Here is a 17,922-nt window from a genome sequence, read left to right on the forward strand (position 1 = left end):
TTGAACACTATTTAATCTAACCTCCAAAGCCTCCATCTGATCCAATGAAAACCATTTACACCGTACTGTTTGCATTAACTGTTGCATCGGGGATAAACGCACAGGTTCCCTTGTTAAACAGTTATGTTGCGGCCAGGGCCACCATTTACCTGGATTTTGACGGACAATACGTAACCGGCACATCCTGGAACTGGAGCGGCGCCATTGACGCCCAGCCCTCAGGCTTTACAACCGATCAAATGATCGAGATCTTTAACCGCGTTTCAGAAGACTACCGCGTTTTTAACATCAACATCACCACCGACTCAACAGTATATAAAGCGGCCCCGGTTAATCAACGTACCCGGGTCATCATTACTCCTACCTACGAATGGTATGGCAGAGTAGGCGGTATATCTTTCGTTGGCTCCTTTTCCTGGGGCGACAATACACCTGCCTGGGTATTCAGCGGCCTGCTGGGTAACAATCCCAAATATGTGGCCGAAGCTGCCTCTCACGAAGCAGGCCATACGCTGGGATTACAACACCAAAGCGCCTACACCACAAGCTGCTCAAAAACTGAATATAACCCCGGAACGGGAAGCGGTGAAATAAGCTGGGCGCCCATTATGGGTATCGGCTATTACAAAAATCTTACTACCTGGCATTTTGGTACCAATACATACGGTTGCAATTATTACCAGGATGATATGGCCATCATTTCCAACGCCACCAATAACTTTGGTTACCGTACCGATGATATCGGTAATATGCATACAAATGCCACTACCGTTGGCTTTACGTCAACCGGCTTTACAACAACCGGTCTTATAAACTCCGGCACTGATAAAGACGTGTTCAGGTTCACACTTGCGACCCCCACTTATGTTCATATGAACGCTGTTCCCCAAAATGTAGGAGCCCAGGGAACCATAGTGTATTCAGGCGCCAACCTCGACATCAGATTGAGCCTGCTCGACGATAAGGGCGATACCCTTTCAGTATACAGCCCCGATAACATGACAAATGCCATGGTCGACAGCAATCTTAACGCCGGCACTTATTATGTAGTGATAGAAGGAACAGCAAATGCCAACGTAGTTAAAAGTGAAAGCCTGGGTTACTATTCACTGGCAGCAAGCCCCATCAGTATTTTGCCCATACACCGCCTCAGTTTATCGGGCAGGTCAGCAAACGGCATGCATGACCTGAGCTGGACATTTGAAGCAGATGAAACCATTAAACAAATTGAGATCCAGAACTCAAAAGACGGCGTTCATTTCGATGCGCTGAGCCAGGTAAGCTCAACCACAAGAAACTTCTCCTGGAAGCCTTTAACCGATAATGCGCCTTATTACCGTATTCGGGTGGTCACTGCAAAAGATGAAAAGTCATACTATTCAAACATTATTACCCTGCGCGATCGCGGCGATGATAAGGCAACCGCAAGAGTAATGAGCACCATGGTCTCAAACTCCATTATAGTGAATGCCGATAAAGAATGCAAATACCAGGTACTTGATGGAACCGGCCGCCTGTTACAACGCGGACAACTGATTGCCGGAACAAATAACATTGATATAACAACTGCACAAAAAGGCCTGATACTGCTTCGCATTCAGGGAGATGTAGAGATTTCAACCTTGAAGTTAATAAAACAATAATAATCATAGGATTTGGTGAACAACGGGTTTTTCGGTAAATTCGAAAAACCCGTTTCACTATGATGTTATGGAGAAAATTTAATGGGGACCCGATTGACCTGCCAATTATCGATGCCGTTGAAAATGCTATCAAACGCGAAACTGAAAAGGGGTATCACCTTAAAGTTTGCATCGGCACCGATTCTCAGGTAAAGGGTGCGGAAACAGAGTTTGCTACGGTCATTGTTTTCCTTCGTGAAGGACATGGTGGATTTATGTTCATTCACAATGAAAAAACCCGGAAACAGTACAGTATCAAAGAACGAATGCTGGTAGAAGTAGCTAAAAGCATTGAAATTGCTTACGATCTTTGCCACCTGTTCACATTGTATAATGTTGATATGGAGGTACACGCGGACATTAACACCAATCCGCATTTCAAAAGCAATGATGCGCTTAAAGAAGCAATGGGCTACATACTGGGAATGGGGTTTGCCTTTAAGGCCAAACCCGAAGCCTTCGCCAGCAGCAGCTGTGCCAACAAAGTAGTAAACTGATAAACCCTCACGCTGAAAACGGAGGGTTTTTTAATGTTTAGTTGTGAAATTTTCACAGCTCAGGGGATTGTCACCATTAAAAACAGCTTCATTACCTTCACACCCGGCTAATTCTGAATAATAGACTTTATTTTTTCTACCACTGGTTTGGGAAACATATGTGCCACACTTGAAAGCATTCTCAATGACTGTTGATGCAGAAACAACTTTGTATGTGGTTTCACATTTTTGCCGAAGTAAGTATTTTTCACCCTTTCACCTGTAACAATATTGGTAAGGTCTTTAAGGTATAATTTGTTAATAGCTATATCCGATAATAACGGAACATAATATATGCAGTTCTCAAAATAATAATGCGTTACCTGCGAATGGCGGCTGGCGCCTTCACGCAATATCTTTTCACCACCATGTAACAGGTTGGCCGACCATATCATCGCCTGTCCCTTTTTGATCTTCAGCACCTCCTTCCTTAAGCCAAGCGCATCGATTATTTGCTGAATAAAATTCACATAGTTATGGGCATAGGCCATAATGGATTTTTTCATTTCAGCAGTTTCGCTGGCATTCAGGCCTATGTCGATCATATCATAAAACGGAAGCTTATGACTGCCGGGGTAATAATGCAGCGGGCCATTGGTTTCGTCAATATCTTCAAATGGCACCCATACACCGCACATAAAACGATGAGGAATAGAATTGAAATGGATCATATCCGAATGGGTATCCTGCTGGGTGCCTACCGGGAAATTGAGGGTTTGAAATGGAAATGGTTCGCGCTGGTATAAAAGCCTGAGTTTATTTAATACTATCTCAGATGCAGCTACCTTGCGTACACTTTCATTAAATTTCCAGGCATCCTGTATGCGAAAATTGTTGTCTGTAATTTTGGCAAACCTTGGCGCCAGTTGTTTAATAATGTCATTTATGGTATTATCATCAATTCCAAGATCGAAAATCACATAACCATCATCGGCAAACTTTTTTACAAATGCTTTATCGGCTTCGCTAAGAGTTGACTTATCTATTTCAGCTTCAAAAAAAGGAGATTCGGTCCACGGTAAGTTAGCATGTTGTAGCACCATTCCAGACATAGTAATTAAGGTTATGTAAAATATTATTACTATTTATTCAAATAAATAGTAATGCTGCTCACTTGGAATAATCATTATTTTCCGCGATCATCTTACTATAATTGATTTTACTTTTTCAACCAGCGGTTTGGGAAACAAGTGGGCTATACCCGAAAGCATCTTCACCGTTTGCTGCTGCAAATACAATTTTGAATTTACTTTCACTTCTTTACCGAAATAAGTATTGGTCACTTTTTCACCTGTAATAATATTGGTGAGGTCGTTTAAGTACAGTTTATTAATAGCAATGTCTGACAGGCGGGGAACATAATACATGCAGTCCTTGAAATAATAATGCGTTACCTGCGAATGGCGGCTGGCGCCTTCACGTAATATCTTTTCGCCACCATGTAACAGGTTGGCCGACCATATCATCGCCTGTCCTTTTTTTATCTTCAGCACTTCTTTTTTCAAACCCAATGCATCGATCACCTCCTGAATAAACGCAACATAGTTTTCGGCATAAGCCATAAACGCTTTTTTCATTTCAATACTTTCGCTGGCCTTAACGCCCACATCGATCATATCGTAGAATGGTAATTTATGACTGCCGGGGTAATAATGCAGGGGACCGTTAGTTTCATCAATATCTTCAAAGGCCATCCATACCCCACACATAAACCGTTGTGGAATTGAATTGAAATGGATCATATCCGAATGGGTATCCTGCTGGGTGCCTACCGGAAAATTGAGGGTTTGAAATGGAAATGGTTCCCGTTGATATAACAGCCTGAGTTTACTCAATACAGCTTCGGCCACCGCAACTTTTTTTACCTGTTCATTAAACTTCCAGGCATCCTGTATGCGGTGATCGCCATTGGCAACTTTTGCAAAGCGGGGGGCCAGCTGTTCAACAATGACATCAATGGTGGCTTCATCTATTTCAGGATCTATGATTACATAGCCATCTTCTGCAAACTTTCTTACAAATGCTTTATCGGCATCGACATGGGTCGACTTCTTTAATTCAGCTTCAAAAAAAGGAGATTCGGTCCAGGGCAAATTGACGTGTTGTTGCAACATAGCAATAAGCTAAACCTCACGTCGCACTCAAAAGGTTGGAAATTCTAAAAAAATTTCAACAACGCCAGGCCGGCCCTAAAACACCTGATAATATTTTACCCGTTATTCTTTGCCTGGGCAGCTTCATTATTACAGGCTTCAATAAACTGCAGCATTTTATCACGGCCCATTTTCTTTTCGGCGCTGGTTACAAAATTCCGGGGCAGGAACTGCCAGGTTTTTCGCATGGCATCGAGGAAGGCCTTTACATTTTTGCTCACCTCTTTTTGTGTTTCTTTATCTGCTTTTGTAAACGCCAGGCAAAACGGCACTTCCCATTCGCCTAACTGATTTACAAAATCAAGGTCCAGCTTTTGGGGACTGTGCCGGCTATCGATCAGCACAAATACATTGATCAGGTTTTCGCGGTTGCGCAGATAATTTTCGATCATTTTTTCCCATTGTTTACGCTGCGATTGCGACACTTTGGCAAACCCGTAACCCGGCAGGTCGACCAGGTACCAGGCCTCGTTGCGGCTTCCGCTGGGCGATTCGCCATCGGGGAGGCTTTTTATATCAAAATGATTGATCAATTGTGTTTTTCCGGGCGAACCTGAGGTTTTAGCCAGTTTATGATTGTCGCACAGCATGTTTATCAGCGACGATTTGCCCACGTTACTGCGGCCAATGAAGGCATACTCGGGCCGGTCGGGCTTGGGACATTTGGTGTAATCCGGACTGCTGATGAGGTAGGTGGCTGATTGAATGATCATGCTGCAAGATAGAATAGTTTAGGTTATCAGCTTAATTACTACTATCGGCTCTGTTGCGTCGCACCCTTCAGGGTCCGGTTCTTCAGGGAGCAGTTCCGCCCAAACAACACCTCATAAACTACAAACAGTTAATTATCTTTGCCGCCCATGTCAAAATATTCACACGATAAAATAGTGCCGTTCAATGATTCGCAGCAGAGCAAAAAAGAGCAGGTGGCGGCCATGTTCGATCAAATTGCCTTCCGGTACGACTTTCTGAACCGCTTTTTATCGGGCGGTATCGATGTATCGTGGCGCAAACGGGCCATTGGTGAGCTGAAAGAAATACAACCCCGCATGGTGCTCGATGTGGCTACCGGCACCGCCGATGTAGCCATTATGACATGGAAATACCTGCACCCCGAAAAAATAATTGGCATAGATATTTCGGAAGGTATGCTCAATTTAGGGCGCCAGAAAATTGATAAATTATTGCTATCTAAGCAAATAGAATTGTTAAAGGGCGATAGCGAAGCAATAAACTTTCCTGATGCCACGTTTGATGCCATTACCGTGGCTTTTGGCGTGCGGAATTTCGAAAACCTTGAAAAAGGGCTTGCTGAAATGTACCGCGTATTAAAACCTGGCGGTAAAGTAGTGATCCTTGAATTTTCGAAGCCCCGCAAAACGGGCTTTAAAAGTTTATACAATTTGTATATGAACCTCATTGCACCGCGTGCGGGGCAATGGCTTTCAAAAAACAAAGACGCGTATCAATATTTAAATCAATCAGTTAAAGCATTTCCCGAAGGCGAAACATTTTTACATATTTTACAACAAGTTGGGTTTATAAATACCTCACTAAAACGGCTGAGTTTAGGAATATGTACAATTTATTGCGGCAGAAAAGCCAGTTAAAAGGATGGGCAGCAGGGCTAATGCTTATGATCGCCTCACAACAGGTAAGCGCTCAATTGCGAGATGACTTAAATCTTCCTGACCACGATACTAAAAAGTATTATCTGGGTATCGGACTTATTTATAATAATTCCCGGTTCCAGGTAAGCCAGCATCCCTCATTTCTGGCGAGCGACAGCGTAATGGTGGTTGACCCCCTGAGCACCGGCGGGTTTGGTTTGGCCGGTATGCACACCCTGCGCCTTTCGCCCCGGTTTGAAGTACGCGCCATTTTCCCACAGTTATTATTTGCGTATAAGAATCTCATTTATCATGTAAAATATCCCGACCCCAACAAGAACGAAACGGCCGTTATGACCAAACGGGTTGAAAGTATTTTGCTTGGTTTGCCCGTGCACCTGAAATTCCGCAGCGACCGCATCGGAAACTTCCGGGTATACATGTTTGGTGGCGGAAAAATTGAGTATGACCTTGCTTCCAACTCCACTGCCCGTAAAGCGGAAGATCTGATAAAGCTGAAAAAATACGATTTCGGGGTAGAAGCGGGCATCGGGTTCAACTTTTATTTCCCGGTATTTATACTTTCGCCCGAAATAAAAGTAAGCAACGGGCTTTCAAACATTCACTCACGGGATCCAAACCTGAAATATTCCAGCGCTATTGACAAGCTGAATTCACGCATGATCGTATTCTCGCTTATATTTGAAGGTTAATGTAACAAAGGCCATAGGTAAAAGGGGCAATCAGCCTGAGGTATACTTTAATTGTATTAATTGTTGTAACAATTTATGCAATTAAACGTCTCAGCTATCTTAACTATCACATAACCTGTTTATATGAGAAAACCCCTGCTCATTATTGGCCTGCTGGCGGCCATTGTATACGCCTGTAACCAGGGCAATAAAATAAAAAACCCATTACTGAGCACCAGCAATTTACCGGCACAATTATTCAGCATCGATATTACCGAAGACACCACGCTGATTACCCGGCATGGGGCGGTGATACGCATACCCCACGGCGCCTTTACCGCCAATGGGAACACTGTGCAGCTGGAAATAAAAGAAGCTTACCATTCGATAAGCCTCTTTTTTTATGTAAGATATTTTGCCTCAACTATTTCACCTTCTGTATCCGCTGCGTCCACACCACTTCATTACCGGCAATCAGCTGCAGCACATAAATGCCATTAGCCAGTGAAGCAGGCGGGTTCAATGAAATATTATTATTCCCTGTAGAAAGAATGCCATTGACCCTATACAACTCCCGGCCTGTAAGATCAAGGATACGCGTGGCGGTGGGCACTACCTTGTCGGAATACACCTGTACGCGAACCGCATTTTCGAACGGATTGGGCGTTACCGACAACACACTTATGTGGCTGATGGTATTGGTTAAACGGATGGTATTGCTGTAACGGGCTTTGCCATCAATATCAACGGTGCGTAAACGGTACCAGGCATAATTGATAACCGGTTTACTATCTGTGTAGGCATACTTGTTGCGGGCAGTGCTGGTACCGGTGGCTTTCACCGCGCCAATTTCGGCAAACACCCTTCCATCGTCGCTGCGTTCAACAGCAAAATGATCAACCTGGTCTTCCATAGATGTTTCCCATTGTAGCTGCGACTGATCATCAACATAACTGCCGGTGAAATAAGATAAGGTAACCGGTAAAATTATATTCACGGTAATAGTGGCCGGCGAGCTGGTTAAACAACCTGCCCCTGAAAAAGAAACAGCACTAACCAGTACATTATATGTACCCGCCGAAGTAAAAGCATTGGTAGGTATCGATAAACTGCTGCCGGTTCCCCATTTTGACACTGCATAGTTGGTAGTGCTGCTGGCTGAACTGGTTACTGCATATAAAAGCCCCGATGCAGAATTGCTTACAGCGTAGGTCACCGATTGACCGGTATAGATGGTAGAAGAGGTAGGTGTTATGGATGGTATTGCCGTGGTGGGGCAACCAATTGTAGCGTTTGAGCTGCAATCGGTTTTTTCGGCAGCACCGCTCGCCTGGGAGGTTACAGTTAACACCCCGCCTGCATATAAAGTATTTAAATAACTGGTGTTTACAGGTATGCTCCATGAGGTAGCACCGCTTACAACGACAGAATCTATTAATACGCCATCGAGATACAGGCGAACCTTTCCGGTAAATGAACTGGGGAAAGTTCCATTTATAGTGTTATCACTCGCTTTATAGGTTCCTGTTATAGTTGGGCAAACTGTAGTTGTGGCCAACGCAGTGGCAGCAGTAGAAGCGCTGCTCATGGCGCAGGTGCCATATTGTTGGGTAGCTGTATAGCTTTTTCCGGATATTAACGTATAAGCCAGGCTCCAAGTACCATCTGATTGTACGGTAGTAGTGCCTTTGCTTACCCCATTTTCCAGAACGGTTACTACGGTACCGGCATTTTCACCCGATTTTCCGGTAATGGTTGTGGCTCCTGCAGCCAAATTACCATTGTTATCGGTGGTAATAGATGGCGGCTCAGTATAACAGGTAACGGTTCTCGATGTAGTAGCGCTAACGCAACTGCTCGAAAGCTGGGCAATCACATACAATGCATCGCCCTGTGCAAACACCAGGTTGCTGAAAGTATAATTACCCGATCCATCGGCAGTGACAGTACTATTCAATTTATCATTCAAATACAACCGAACGGTGGCGCCTGCCCCGCTGGCAATAGCACCTGAAATAGTAGTAGTGCTGGTATATACATTGGTTTGGGTAATGGTTGGTGTGTTGGCAGGAGAAAGGTTTAAACAATCGAAGACCGGTCCTGATTCACATTTTGCAGATTCCTGAGCAGTAATGGCAAAGCTCATATTATTAGGCATATCGTTGGTTGTACTGCTGCAGGGATCGGCGCCGCCGGCACTGGTACCATCGTACCACCAGGTGGTTGAGGTGGGATAAGTTACAGCCGGTGAAGTGGCATCAGTTGCCAGTAAGGTAAAGCCGCTCGTGGTAACTGTATAAATGCGCACCGCTGCATTGGCCGGCCTTGTTCCGCTCATGCCCTTTCGGGTTAAACACGAAAAAGCCAGGCTGCTGGTGCTGGTAGTATTGGTTGGTGAACAGCTAACCGCCTGTACGTTGTTCGATTGAAGACACATTGATTCACCGGTGGCCTGTGCTTTTGCATACAGTACATCGCCTGCGTTCACTGTAACGCCGGTTACGTTCCAGGTATTTCCCGAAGTAGCCGTTGTAGTACCAGAAGCCACGCCGTTTATATACAATGTAATGGTTGCCAAAGCCGGTTTGGTTCCATCAAGTGCCGTCCAGCTGCCTGAAACAGTTATACCACTGCCGGCCTGAATGGGGCTGGTCAATGTGGGAGCAGCTGTACAACCGGCTCCAACCCCACTACCGCCACTGTTGATGTTCGATAATGTATATGTTGGTGTATTGCTGATAGCAGCTTCCCAGCTTTTCATATAATCATTATTATACAGGCCATCGTTCACCCCATATATATCTGATTTTGGTCCGCCAATGGCAGGTTTAGGCGCCATTACGGTTGTGGCAACCATGCGTAGCGGTGTAGAAGCCGTGATACCTAATGAGCTGATGGGTACATAAAAATCATAAAAATAATCAGGTGTGCCCGATACGGTGGAAAGCGCAATGGATATTTGTGAATTGGTGTTGATTCCAAAGCTGTCGAGCTTCACCGGGTTACTGGTGCCATCCACATTATAAACAGCCACTCTGAAATTTGTTTCCAGTACTACTTCAAGTTCAAATCCCGGATTGCCATTTATGCCCGTAGTGGCAGCCTGGTAGTTAGGATCGGCATAAGCACCGGTGCTGCCGATTTTACCATCGGTATCGATCAATATACTATATCCCTTTGAACCGCTGATTATATTTCCCAATCGCAAACGGAACAACAGGTTGGTACCGTCGTTGTAAATATAAAAACCACTTCCGTCCACCTGGCGCACCAGATCGCTGTATAATTCTGAAGGGCCCCGCATAAGGTCAGAGGTAGGTTCCAGAAAGGAAGGCGGAACAATTTTGTAAGGCACTTCACTTTCGGTGATATCGCTGCTTATAAAGCCGCTGGTTGAGGAGGAACTAAATCCATCACCGTTCGGGTTCAATGGCGTACTGCCAATTCCTGCTGCAGGGCGTACAATAATTCCTGGTGATTGTGCAAGAGAGATCCCTGTTAATAATAACAGGAACATAGAGAACAGCAACGCGGGTCTCATAGAGCATTGGGTGTTAGGGGTTAAAAAGGGTCTTTAGATCAATTTTTTAAATCAGGAACAATTATACATATTAATACTTACATATTTAACTTTAGATTAATTTAAATGGATACACTTAGGCGAATTTGCGACTGTTTAAAACCCTAACTCTTTAAAAATCAAGTGTAAACAACACAATTTATTTTTTAAAAATTCTTAATATGAGTACATATTAAAAAATAAACAGGCCACCGGCTTTTCTATTAAATTTGCAGCCAAACCCTCTCAACCTGATTTGTATCCGAACATACCTGAAAGTAGTTTGCTTGCTACTGCTTTGCAGTTTATCAACTGCGCATGCACAGGATCGTCAGCAAAAACAGGATAGCCTCAGAAAGCAACTTCATGCACACGCAGAAGATTCGAACAAGGTGAAACTCCTCAATAGCCTTGCGGCATCATTTTACCAAACCAGTGCCGATTCCATTATCTACTACGCTCAACTGGCGATTGACCTGTCGAGGCAACTGTCATTTCGCTCTGGTGAGGCCGAAGCAGAAGCACATCAGGCAGCCTATTACAGGCTGAAAGGCGAGTACACCAATGCTATAAACAAGCTGCAACACGGAATAAAAGTTTATGAAGAACTGCATGCCATAGGACCAGCCGCTGGTAATTACCTTGAAATGTCGCAGGTGTATAAAGACATGGGTGGCGATAACAAGACGCTGGAATACATCAACAAAGGCATTGGTTTCAGCAAACATGCATACGACCTGTTTAACAGCATTCACGATACAGCGGGCATGGTTGAAAGCCTGAACCAGTGCGGTATACAATACCGGGATATTGCCAAAACAAATGGCCGTAAACAATATTATGACACTGCCTTTTCAGTATATATGAAAGCGGTAGATATGGTTGAACGATCGGGAAAAGGCAAAAAACTGATCAGCAAATTATACAACAACATTAGCCAGGTTTATAACGAATACCTGAAAGATTATAATAAAGCGCTTGACTATTTATTCAAAGCCGAAGAGCTGAATAAACAAAGCCATAACCTCTCGAGCCTCTCTTATAATTACGGTAACATTTCCCTCGCCTATCAAAAGCTGAATCAACCGGCCCGGGCGCTTGCCTATTCCCGTAAAATGCTCGAAACCTCCCGCCTGCTCAATCGGCCGGAGAGGCTTCGCAATGCATACAACTCCATGTACAATGCTTTTGCCGCTACCGGCCGCTTCGATTCGGCCCTGTATTTTTATAAACTGGCCGACCAGCTCGACGACTCCCTGAACAACGTGGCAAAAACGAACGAGGTCATTGACCTGCAAACCAAATATGAAACAGGGAAAAAAGAATCGGAAATACGGCGCTTGCATACCGAATCACTGGCAAAGAACAAACAGATCGTATTACTGGTTTCGGCGCTGGTGGTATTTGCCTTGCTCGCAGCCTGTATGATGTGGTTGTACCATCGTATAAAAAAACAACGGCAGGAAATTGCTGCGCAGTCAAACAAACTGGAAATAATGATGAAGGAGCTGCATCACCGGGTTAAGAACAACCTGCAGATCGTAAGCAGCCTGTTAAGCCTGCAAACCTATAAGGTGCAGGATGAAGAAGCCGTGCTGGTATTAAAAGAAAGCCAGCAACGTGTTCAGGCCATGAGCTTTATTCACCAGCGCCTGTACAAGACCGAATCGCTCACCGCAGTAAATATGAAAGAATACCTTACCGACCTGGCCGAATCGCTGGTATCGTCGTATGGGTTTAGCCGGGATGATTTTGACCTGCACATTACTGTAGAAAAAGAAATGCTGGATATCGATAAGGCATTACCGATCGGACTTATCATCAATGAGCTGGTGACCAATGCCCTCAAGTATGCCTATGACGATAGTAAACGCCCCTTCCTCAGCATTATGCTCACAGAAGAAGAAACAAAAATGGTTTGCGCTATTAAGGACAATGGCATTGGTATTAATGAACAGCAGTGGAAGCAAAAGAAGAATTCTTTTGGCAAGCAATTGATAACGGCATTATGCAAGCAGCTGCGGGCGCAGCAGGCCATGGCAATTGATGGCGGAACCCAGTTTTTTATTACCATTCCCAAACAGGCTGCATAATGCAGTTTGAATTCAATACTTATGGCTGAAGAAAAAGTAAACGTATTAATAGTAGAAGATGAAAGCATTGTAGCGCTTGACCTGGCCAGCGGCCTTGAGCGGGACGGGTATCATATAGCCGGTATTGCCGATAATGCCGAAGAGGCACAACAGCTGTTTAATGAAAATGATATAGATATTGTTTTGATGGATGTGAATATCATTGGCGATAAAGATGGCATTGATACAGCGACGGAAATACTAAAACAAAAAGCAGTTCCCATTATTTATTTAACCGCATTTACCGATTCGGCTACCATTGACCGCATAAAACAAACACATCCGGCGGCATTTTTATCAAAGCCTTATAACCTTACCAATGTGCGCATAGCCATTGACCTCGCCGTCAACAATTTTGCCGTTTCGCGTGAACAGGCCCCCACCGGGAAGATCATTCCGCTTGATAAAGATACCAGCAGGAATACCGCTTCGCCCGAACGGGAAATGATCCTGCGAATGAACGATCACATTTTTGTAAAAAGCAATTATGCTTTCGTAAAATTGAAGCTCAATGATCTGTTATATATTGAAACAGATAATAACTACACGTCCATTATTACCACCGATAAAAAATTCCTGCTGCGATTATCGTTGAACCAGTTGCTCGAAAAGATCAACTACAGGGCCCTGGTGCGCATACATCGTTCTTATGCAGTGAACATCAACGCCATTCAATCGTTCAATGAGCAGGAAATAGAGATCAACCAACAGCATTTACCCATTGGCAGGAATTATAAAGAAGAGTTTTTGAAGCATTTTGATTTCAGCTAGCCATAGCCGGTCCCTCTCCCCCACTTAACCCCGGGTTCACATACAAATTCAGGTCATTTACATACAAACGGCCTTCCCATATCAATTTGAAGGGTAGCTTAGCACCCTGATCACTATCCGTAAGTCAAAAAAGGAAAAAGCAACATAAACGGGGTTATAATTCTTTTGTACAGGAGTTCTGATATTAAACAGGTGTTCTAAAAAGGTGGTTCCAATGGTGATACCCTATAACCCGGTCGGTGTATCACCGATGAAAAAAAGCAGGTGGCAATTATGCCGCCTGCATTTTCTTTTATAAGAAATTTCGTTTACTACTCACTTTTAATAGTCATATTCCCGCCTGAACATATTCATACGTATACCCGCTGTAAATATGGAAGCGTTCCTGTTTCCGATGCTCTCAACGCCGCCCGAATTCAGGTTGCGGATAAGGGCCGAAGCTTCGAGGAACAGGTTTTCCTTAACCTCATACGACACCAGTAATTGCGCATTTACGCCTGTTGCCCGCGGACCATTAGGCAGCTTATAGCCATAATCGCCCGATGGGCGGTATGAATTAACTATAAAAATATTTGTACCCACATTGGAGTTAGCAGTATCAGTGCCCTGTTTCCATACAATAAGACGGGCTGTGGTAGTCCATTTAGGATGCGGCTGATAGCGGATGATGCCGATAGCTTCTACAAAATTAGCCCCCAGAGGGTGCGCCAAAGGCTGGTTATAATGCGTATAATTCGCCACGCTGTCTTCATGCGAATAAGTAAATGGCCGTACCAGGTTTATTTCGCCCTGCAGATCGAGATTTTTCACGCTGAAGGCATTGATGTATTTTCCACCAACCTGTATACCGAATTTGTTGGCCCACCAGCCTTTGCCCGACCGAACTTCTTTCAACACAAACTCATCGAGCAATACCTGGCTGTAGAATTGGAAACGTTTTGCCACGTTGGCTTTAACATCGATACCAACAAATGCATTATCGGCGCTTCCATTCTGTTGTTCGGCCAACCGTAAAAAGATCACGGGATTCAAATAGGTAAAGTCAAAATGATTTTTCCGGCCAAATACCACCGCTTCAAAAACACCAACATTCAGCCATGGGGTAATATCCATGCTTAAATGATGCATGGCTGTATATTTTTTATCGAGTATTTTATTGCCTGCATTGATATCAATAGTTTGCGGCGTCATTTCGGTGAACAGGTTCATGTAGTTGAACTTCCAGATGCGGGTATTGATCTTCAGGAACAGATAACTATTACTATAATCGCTCAGGAATAAACTACGATAGCCGTTACCTATAAAATTTTTATCATATCCAAATTGAAAATCAAGGTATTTGGCGGCAGTAAAGTTGATAGAACCCCGGGCATCAATATAATCGGTAGCTGTTTTTTTAAACGGCTTGTAAAAGCCATTGCCCGGCACTGCATTGAACTGGTTTATTCTATCCTGCACAAACGACGGCCCCCGTTCCTGGTTATCGGTTATATAAGCAGAGAATCCGAGCTTTTTTGCAATAAGCCCCCGCAGGGTAACACCTTTTGTATTCACAAATAATCTGTTGCCCGAATAACTGCTTTCGGTAGAAAGCTGTTGCTGAAATACCGGGTTCACTGCAAAGAAGAAATCCTTTACATTCGCCTCCAGCATATTGGCCTTTGTTTTATAAAAGACGTTAAACAGGCTTTTTTTACTATAGAAATCGCTGGTATCTGTACTGGTCACCCATTCTGAATTGTTCATCAGCAAACTGCGCAGATTGTATTCATCAACCCGCGACAGAAAATTACCACCGGCTTTTTGCAGGGAATCGGCATATTCCACAGCACGAACGGCAATTTTACGGCTCAGTGGTTTTACAGTAGCAAGGTTAAGATCATCATTTCTTTGCAGCAGTATTTCGAGACGGTTCAAAAAGGGCTGATGCTTACTGCCCTGTGGTAAATACGTTGACTGTGCTAATAACGCGAACGGAAATAATAAAAACAATAAAGGGACAATAGTTTTTATAATATATTGCATGGTCAGTATTTAAAAATATTATTTTTTCAAGATATGCAAAATTACCTGATAAAAAATATAATGGTCGTTAATGAAGGGGTGTCGGCCATACGGGATGTATTAATAAAAAGCGGCCGCATTGAGAAGATCGATCGTAGCATTCAACCAGATATATTAGTTACTGAAATTAACGGCGAGGGGTTGCATTTATTACCCGGCGCCATTGACGACCAGGTTCATTTTCGTGAGCCGGGTCTCACCCACAAAGCTACCATTTATACCGAATCGAAAGCTGCCGTGGCAGGTGGCGTTACTTCGTTTATGGAAATGCCCAATACCATGCCACCGGTATTTACACAGGAACTGCTCGAAGAAAAATATACCATCGCTTCCAATAGCGCATTGGCTAATTACTCATTCTACATGGGTACCTCCAACGACAATGCTGCAGAAGCCCTGAAAACAAATAGCCGTAAAAAAGATATATGCGGCATCAAGATCTTTATGGGCTCCTCTACCGGCGGACTGCTGGTTGATAACTACCTCACGCTCGATAAAATATTCCAGGAAAGCGAGCTATTGATAGCCACCCATTGCGAAGATGAAAAGATCATCAAGGCCAATCTTGAAAGGCTGAAAAAAGAAAAAGGCGTGCTGGAACCGGCCGACCATCCATTGATACGCGATGAGCATGGTTGTTTTGAAAGCTCGCTTGCAGCCATTCAGTTTGCCCAGAAATACAACACCCGCCTGCATATTCTGCACATCAGTACAGAAAAAGAGCTGGCGCTGTTCTCGAATATGAAACCCCTGGGGCAAAAGAATATCACGGCCGAGGTTTGTGTGCATCACCTGCATTTTACCAGCAACGATTATGCCCAACTGGGTAACCTCATTAAATGTAATCCCGCCATCAAAGCGCCCCATAACCGCGAGGCCCTGTGGCAGGCACTGCTTGATGACCGGTTAGATGTGATTGCCACCGATCATGCACCGCATACGCTGGAAGAAAAACATGTTAGCAGAAATGCCGCCGGTTTGCTTACCCCCGTACCGGCCGAAGCCGGTTCATACGAAAAATCACATGCCGGACTCCCCCTCGTTCAGCACAGCCTGCTGCTGATGTTGCATTACGTAAAGGAAGGACGGATATCGTTGGAAAAAGTAGTTGAAAAAATGAGCCATGCTGTAGCTACCTGTTACCAGATAGCCGACCGCGGGTACATCAGGGAAGGTTATAAGGCCGACCTGGTTATTGTAAACATGAATACAACTACCACTGCCACAAAAGAAAATATATTGTATAAATGCGGCTGGAGCCCCCTGGAGCAGTTTAATTTCCCGGCAGCCATTACCCATACTTTTGTAAATGGCAATCTGGTTTATGGAAACGGACAGTGGAATGAATCTAATAAGGGAGAACGATTGTTATTTAATCGGTAACTTACGAAAACAAGAGGAGTAGACTCATGGAACTGGACAATACCACCTATAACGACCTGTCAGTATTTCAGCATGAGGAAGAATTTTCAATTTTCCACAGGCTTTGCTTTACCCGTACCTCACAGGGCCGCGACTGGCTGTTAAAATACTTCAGCAATCCATTCAGTGAACTGCGGCCTATTCTGGATACCCAACAGATACTTAGGTCGATCATCGAAAATATTGACCAGTGGCCCAACGATATCACCAATGGCACCCTCATGGTCATTGAAAAGTTCTACGACAGCAATGTAGATGCCATACCCAATGCGAACCTTTTACATGCGTTCACTTACAAATTGTTTAATGGGCCCGATTTTGCGCTGGTGCGTTATTCCATTTCGCATTTTGCTGATCTTTTAAAAGGGATGACCCGGCTTGTACAGTTACTGGATGATGACAGGGCACCGCTCATGATACGCTCCTATCTTCGCCGCGCCGCCGACCTCATGAACAAACCGGTGCTAATTGAACTGCGCGAGCGGGAACGCGGTATCCAATTTACCTGGCGCGAAACCCTGTACTTTGGGGGCTATATCAGGGATGAATTCAGATTATCAGCATTGGAACTTATTAATATATACAGCCGCATTGATGCCTGGTATTCTATGGCCGTGGCCATAAAAAATTTGAACTTATGTTTCCCTGAGTTCATTGACCATCCGCAACCCCATATCGATGCCCATAGCCTGTACCACATTCTGTTACAAGCCCCTACCCCATACGATGTTAAGCTAAGTCCCGATAACAACTTCCTGTTCATGACAGGCGCCAATATGGCCGGCAAAAGCACCTTCATTAAAGCGGTAGGCAGCACTGTATTCCTCGCCCATCTGGGAATGGGTGTACCGGCCCAGTCTATGCGCCTCACCCTTTTTGATGGGTTGTTAAGTAATATCAATGTGGTTGACAATATCATTAAGGGAGAAAGCTATTTCTTCAATGAAGTGCAGCGTATAAAAAATACCATCTCAAAAATTAACGATGGCCGTAAATGGCTGGTGCTTATTGATGAATTGTTCAAGGGTACCAATGTGCAGGACGCCATGAAATGCTCTTCTGCGGTCATAAAAGGATTGATAAAAATTAAAAGCTCCCTGTTTATATTATCTACCCACCTATACGAAATTGGCGATGAACTAAAACAATATCCCAATATTTCTTTCCGCTATTTTGAAACTTCGGTCAAGGACGATCAGCTCGAGTTCAGCTACCAGTTACGGGAAGGCATCAGCAACGATCGCCTGGGTTATCTGATATTGAAAAGAGAAAAAGTGGTTGATATGTTGGAAAAGTTGTAA

At 44.1% G+C, this 17,922-nt stretch carries 14 protein-coding genes; 9 read left to right on the forward strand and 5 right to left on the reverse strand.

Annotated features, from left to right (window positions below):
• The first annotated feature begins 44 nt into the window (after nucleotides 1-44).
• Nucleotides 45-1,643: a hypothetical protein gene (locus A3860_RS10030; RefSeq protein ID WP_081146542.1), complete on the forward strand. Its 1,599-nt coding sequence runs from the start codon at nucleotides 45-47 to the stop codon at nucleotides 1,641-1,643.
• A 62-nt stretch (nucleotides 1,644-1,705) separates the two neighbouring features.
• The gene (locus tag A3860_RS10035) at nucleotides 1,706-2,179 is read left to right on the forward strand and encodes a ribonuclease H-like YkuK family protein (protein ID WP_081146811.1); all 474 of its coding nucleotides are present in this window, start codon (nucleotides 1,706-1,708) and stop codon (nucleotides 2,177-2,179) included.
• A gap of 107 nt (nucleotides 2,180-2,286) precedes the next feature.
• On the opposite strand, the gene A3860_RS10040 is transcribed toward A3860_RS10035, so the two are convergent.
• The 3 genes from A3860_RS10040 to yihA form a co-directional block, all read right to left on the reverse strand.
• Nucleotides 2,287-3,270, reverse strand: a complete 984-nt coding sequence (locus tag A3860_RS10040) for a phytanoyl-CoA dioxygenase family protein (protein WP_081146543.1) — start codon at nucleotides 3,268-3,270, stop codon at nucleotides 2,287-2,289.
• 87 nt (nucleotides 3,271-3,357) lie between these two features.
• On the reverse strand, nucleotides 3,358-4,332 hold the full coding sequence (locus tag A3860_RS10045; RefSeq protein WP_081146544.1) for a phytanoyl-CoA dioxygenase family protein: 975 nt from the start codon (nucleotides 4,330-4,332) through the stop codon (nucleotides 3,358-3,360).
• A gap of 95 nt (nucleotides 4,333-4,427) precedes the next feature.
• Nucleotides 4,428-5,084 carry a ribosome biogenesis GTP-binding protein YihA/YsxC gene (gene yihA / locus A3860_RS10050; protein ID WP_081146545.1) on the reverse strand — a complete coding sequence of 219 codons (657 nt, stop codon included), beginning with the start codon at nucleotides 5,082-5,084 and terminating at the stop codon, nucleotides 4,428-4,430.
• Nucleotides 5,085-5,231: 147 nt separating this feature from the next.
• Here yihA and ubiE point away from each other — a divergent pair, with 147 nt between their 5' ends.
• The 3 genes from ubiE (at nucleotide 5,232) to A3860_RS10065 (ending at nucleotide 7,174) form a co-directional block, all read left to right on the forward strand.
• Nucleotides 5,232-5,981 (forward strand): bifunctional demethylmenaquinone methyltransferase/2-methoxy-6-polyprenyl-1,4-benzoquinol methylase UbiE, encoded by a 750-nt coding sequence (gene ubiE, locus A3860_RS10055; protein ID WP_081146546.1) that lies wholly within the window; start codon nucleotides 5,232-5,234, stop codon nucleotides 5,979-5,981.
• Nucleotides 5,948-6,694, forward strand: coding sequence for a type IX secretion/gliding motility protein PorT/SprT (gene porT, locus A3860_RS10060; protein ID WP_081146547.1), 747 nt, complete (start codon nucleotides 5,948-5,950; stop codon nucleotides 6,692-6,694). Before ubiE ends, porT begins: the two co-directional genes overlap by 34 nt.
• A gap of 123 nt (nucleotides 6,695-6,817) precedes the next feature.
• The gene (locus tag A3860_RS10065; RefSeq protein WP_081146548.1) at nucleotides 6,818-7,174 is read left to right on the forward strand and encodes a hypothetical protein; all 357 of its coding nucleotides are present in this window, start codon (nucleotides 6,818-6,820) and stop codon (nucleotides 7,172-7,174) included.
• Here the strand turns inward: A3860_RS10065 and A3860_RS10070 are convergent.
• Complete coding sequence (locus tag A3860_RS10070; protein WP_081146549.1) at nucleotides 7,098-10,214, reverse strand: T9SS type A sorting domain-containing protein; 3,117 nt, start codon at nucleotides 10,212-10,214, stop codon at nucleotides 7,098-7,100. The two genes, A3860_RS10065 and A3860_RS10070, sit on opposite strands and share 77 nt — an antisense overlap.
• Nucleotides 10,215-10,519: 305 nt before the next feature.
• Here A3860_RS10070 and A3860_RS10075 point away from each other — a divergent pair, with 305 nt between their 5' ends.
• Nucleotides 10,520-12,325, forward strand: a complete 1,806-nt coding sequence (locus A3860_RS10075) for a tetratricopeptide repeat-containing sensor histidine kinase (RefSeq protein WP_143774041.1) — start codon at nucleotides 10,520-10,522, stop codon at nucleotides 12,323-12,325.
• 21 nt (nucleotides 12,326-12,346) lie between these two features.
• Entirely contained in the window at nucleotides 12,347-13,135 is a 789-nt protein-coding gene (locus tag A3860_RS10080; protein ID WP_081146551.1) for a LytTR family transcriptional regulator DNA-binding domain-containing protein, read from the forward strand.
• 321 nt (nucleotides 13,136-13,456) lie between these two features.
• Here A3860_RS10080 and A3860_RS10085 read toward each other — a convergent pair whose 3' ends face one another.
• Complete coding sequence (locus A3860_RS10085; protein ID WP_081146552.1) at nucleotides 13,457-15,160, reverse strand: hypothetical protein; 1,704 nt, start codon at nucleotides 15,158-15,160, stop codon at nucleotides 13,457-13,459.
• A 33-nt stretch (nucleotides 15,161-15,193) separates the two neighbouring features.
• Here A3860_RS10085 and A3860_RS10090 point away from each other — a divergent pair, with 33 nt between their 5' ends.
• Both A3860_RS10090 and A3860_RS10095 read left to right on the forward strand, forming a co-directional pair.
• On the forward strand, nucleotides 15,194-16,582 hold the full coding sequence (locus A3860_RS10090) for a dihydroorotase (protein ID WP_081146812.1): 1,389 nt from the start codon (nucleotides 15,194-15,196) through the stop codon (nucleotides 16,580-16,582).
• A gap of 26 nt (nucleotides 16,583-16,608) precedes the next feature.
• Complete coding sequence (locus A3860_RS10095; protein ID WP_081146553.1) at nucleotides 16,609-17,922, forward strand: MutS-related protein; 1,314 nt, start codon at nucleotides 16,609-16,611, stop codon at nucleotides 17,920-17,922.

Origin of the sequence: Niastella vici (genome assembly GCF_002077945.1) — a bacterium.
GTDB classification, from domain to species: domain Bacteria; phylum Bacteroidota; class Bacteroidia; order Chitinophagales; family Chitinophagaceae; genus Niastella; species Niastella vici.

What these genes read in the sequence shown, in the direction of transcription:
- A3860_RS10030 (WP_081146542.1), top strand. Translation starts at nt 45, where the DNA reads ATGAAAACCATTTACACCGTACTGTTTGCATTAACTGTTGCATCGGGG.
- A3860_RS10035 (WP_081146811.1), top strand. Translation starts at nt 1,706, where the DNA reads ATGTTATGGAGAAAATTTAATGGGGACCCGATTGACCTGCCAATTATC.
- A3860_RS10040 (WP_081146543.1), bottom strand. Translation starts at nt 3,270, where the DNA reads ATGTCTGGAATGGTGCTACAACATGCTAACTTACCGTGGACCGAATCT.
- A3860_RS10045 (WP_081146544.1), bottom strand. Translation starts at nt 4,332, where the DNA reads ATGTTGCAACAACACGTCAATTTGCCCTGGACCGAATCTCCTTTTTTT.
- yihA (WP_081146545.1), bottom strand. Translation starts at nt 5,084, where the DNA reads ATGATCATTCAATCAGCCACCTACCTCATCAGCAGTCCGGATTACACC.
- ubiE (WP_081146546.1), top strand. Translation starts at nt 5,232, where the DNA reads ATGTCAAAATATTCACACGATAAAATAGTGCCGTTCAATGATTCGCAG.
- porT (WP_081146547.1), top strand. Translation starts at nt 5,948, where the DNA reads ATGTACAATTTATTGCGGCAGAAAAGCCAGTTAAAAGGATGGGCAGCA.
- A3860_RS10065 (WP_081146548.1), top strand. Translation starts at nt 6,818, where the DNA reads ATGAGAAAACCCCTGCTCATTATTGGCCTGCTGGCGGCCATTGTATAC.
- A3860_RS10070 (WP_081146549.1), bottom strand. Translation starts at nt 10,214, where the DNA reads ATGAGACCCGCGTTGCTGTTCTCTATGTTCCTGTTATTATTAACAGGG.
- A3860_RS10080 (WP_081146551.1), top strand. Translation starts at nt 12,347, where the DNA reads ATGGCTGAAGAAAAAGTAAACGTATTAATAGTAGAAGATGAAAGCATT.
- A3860_RS10085 (WP_081146552.1), bottom strand. Translation starts at nt 15,160, where the DNA reads ATGCAATATATTATAAAAACTATTGTCCCTTTATTGTTTTTATTATTT.
- A3860_RS10090 (WP_081146812.1), top strand. Translation starts at nt 15,194, where the DNA reads ATGCAAAATTACCTGATAAAAAATATAATGGTCGTTAATGAAGGGGTG.
- A3860_RS10095 (WP_081146553.1), top strand. Translation starts at nt 16,609, where the DNA reads ATGGAACTGGACAATACCACCTATAACGACCTGTCAGTATTTCAGCAT.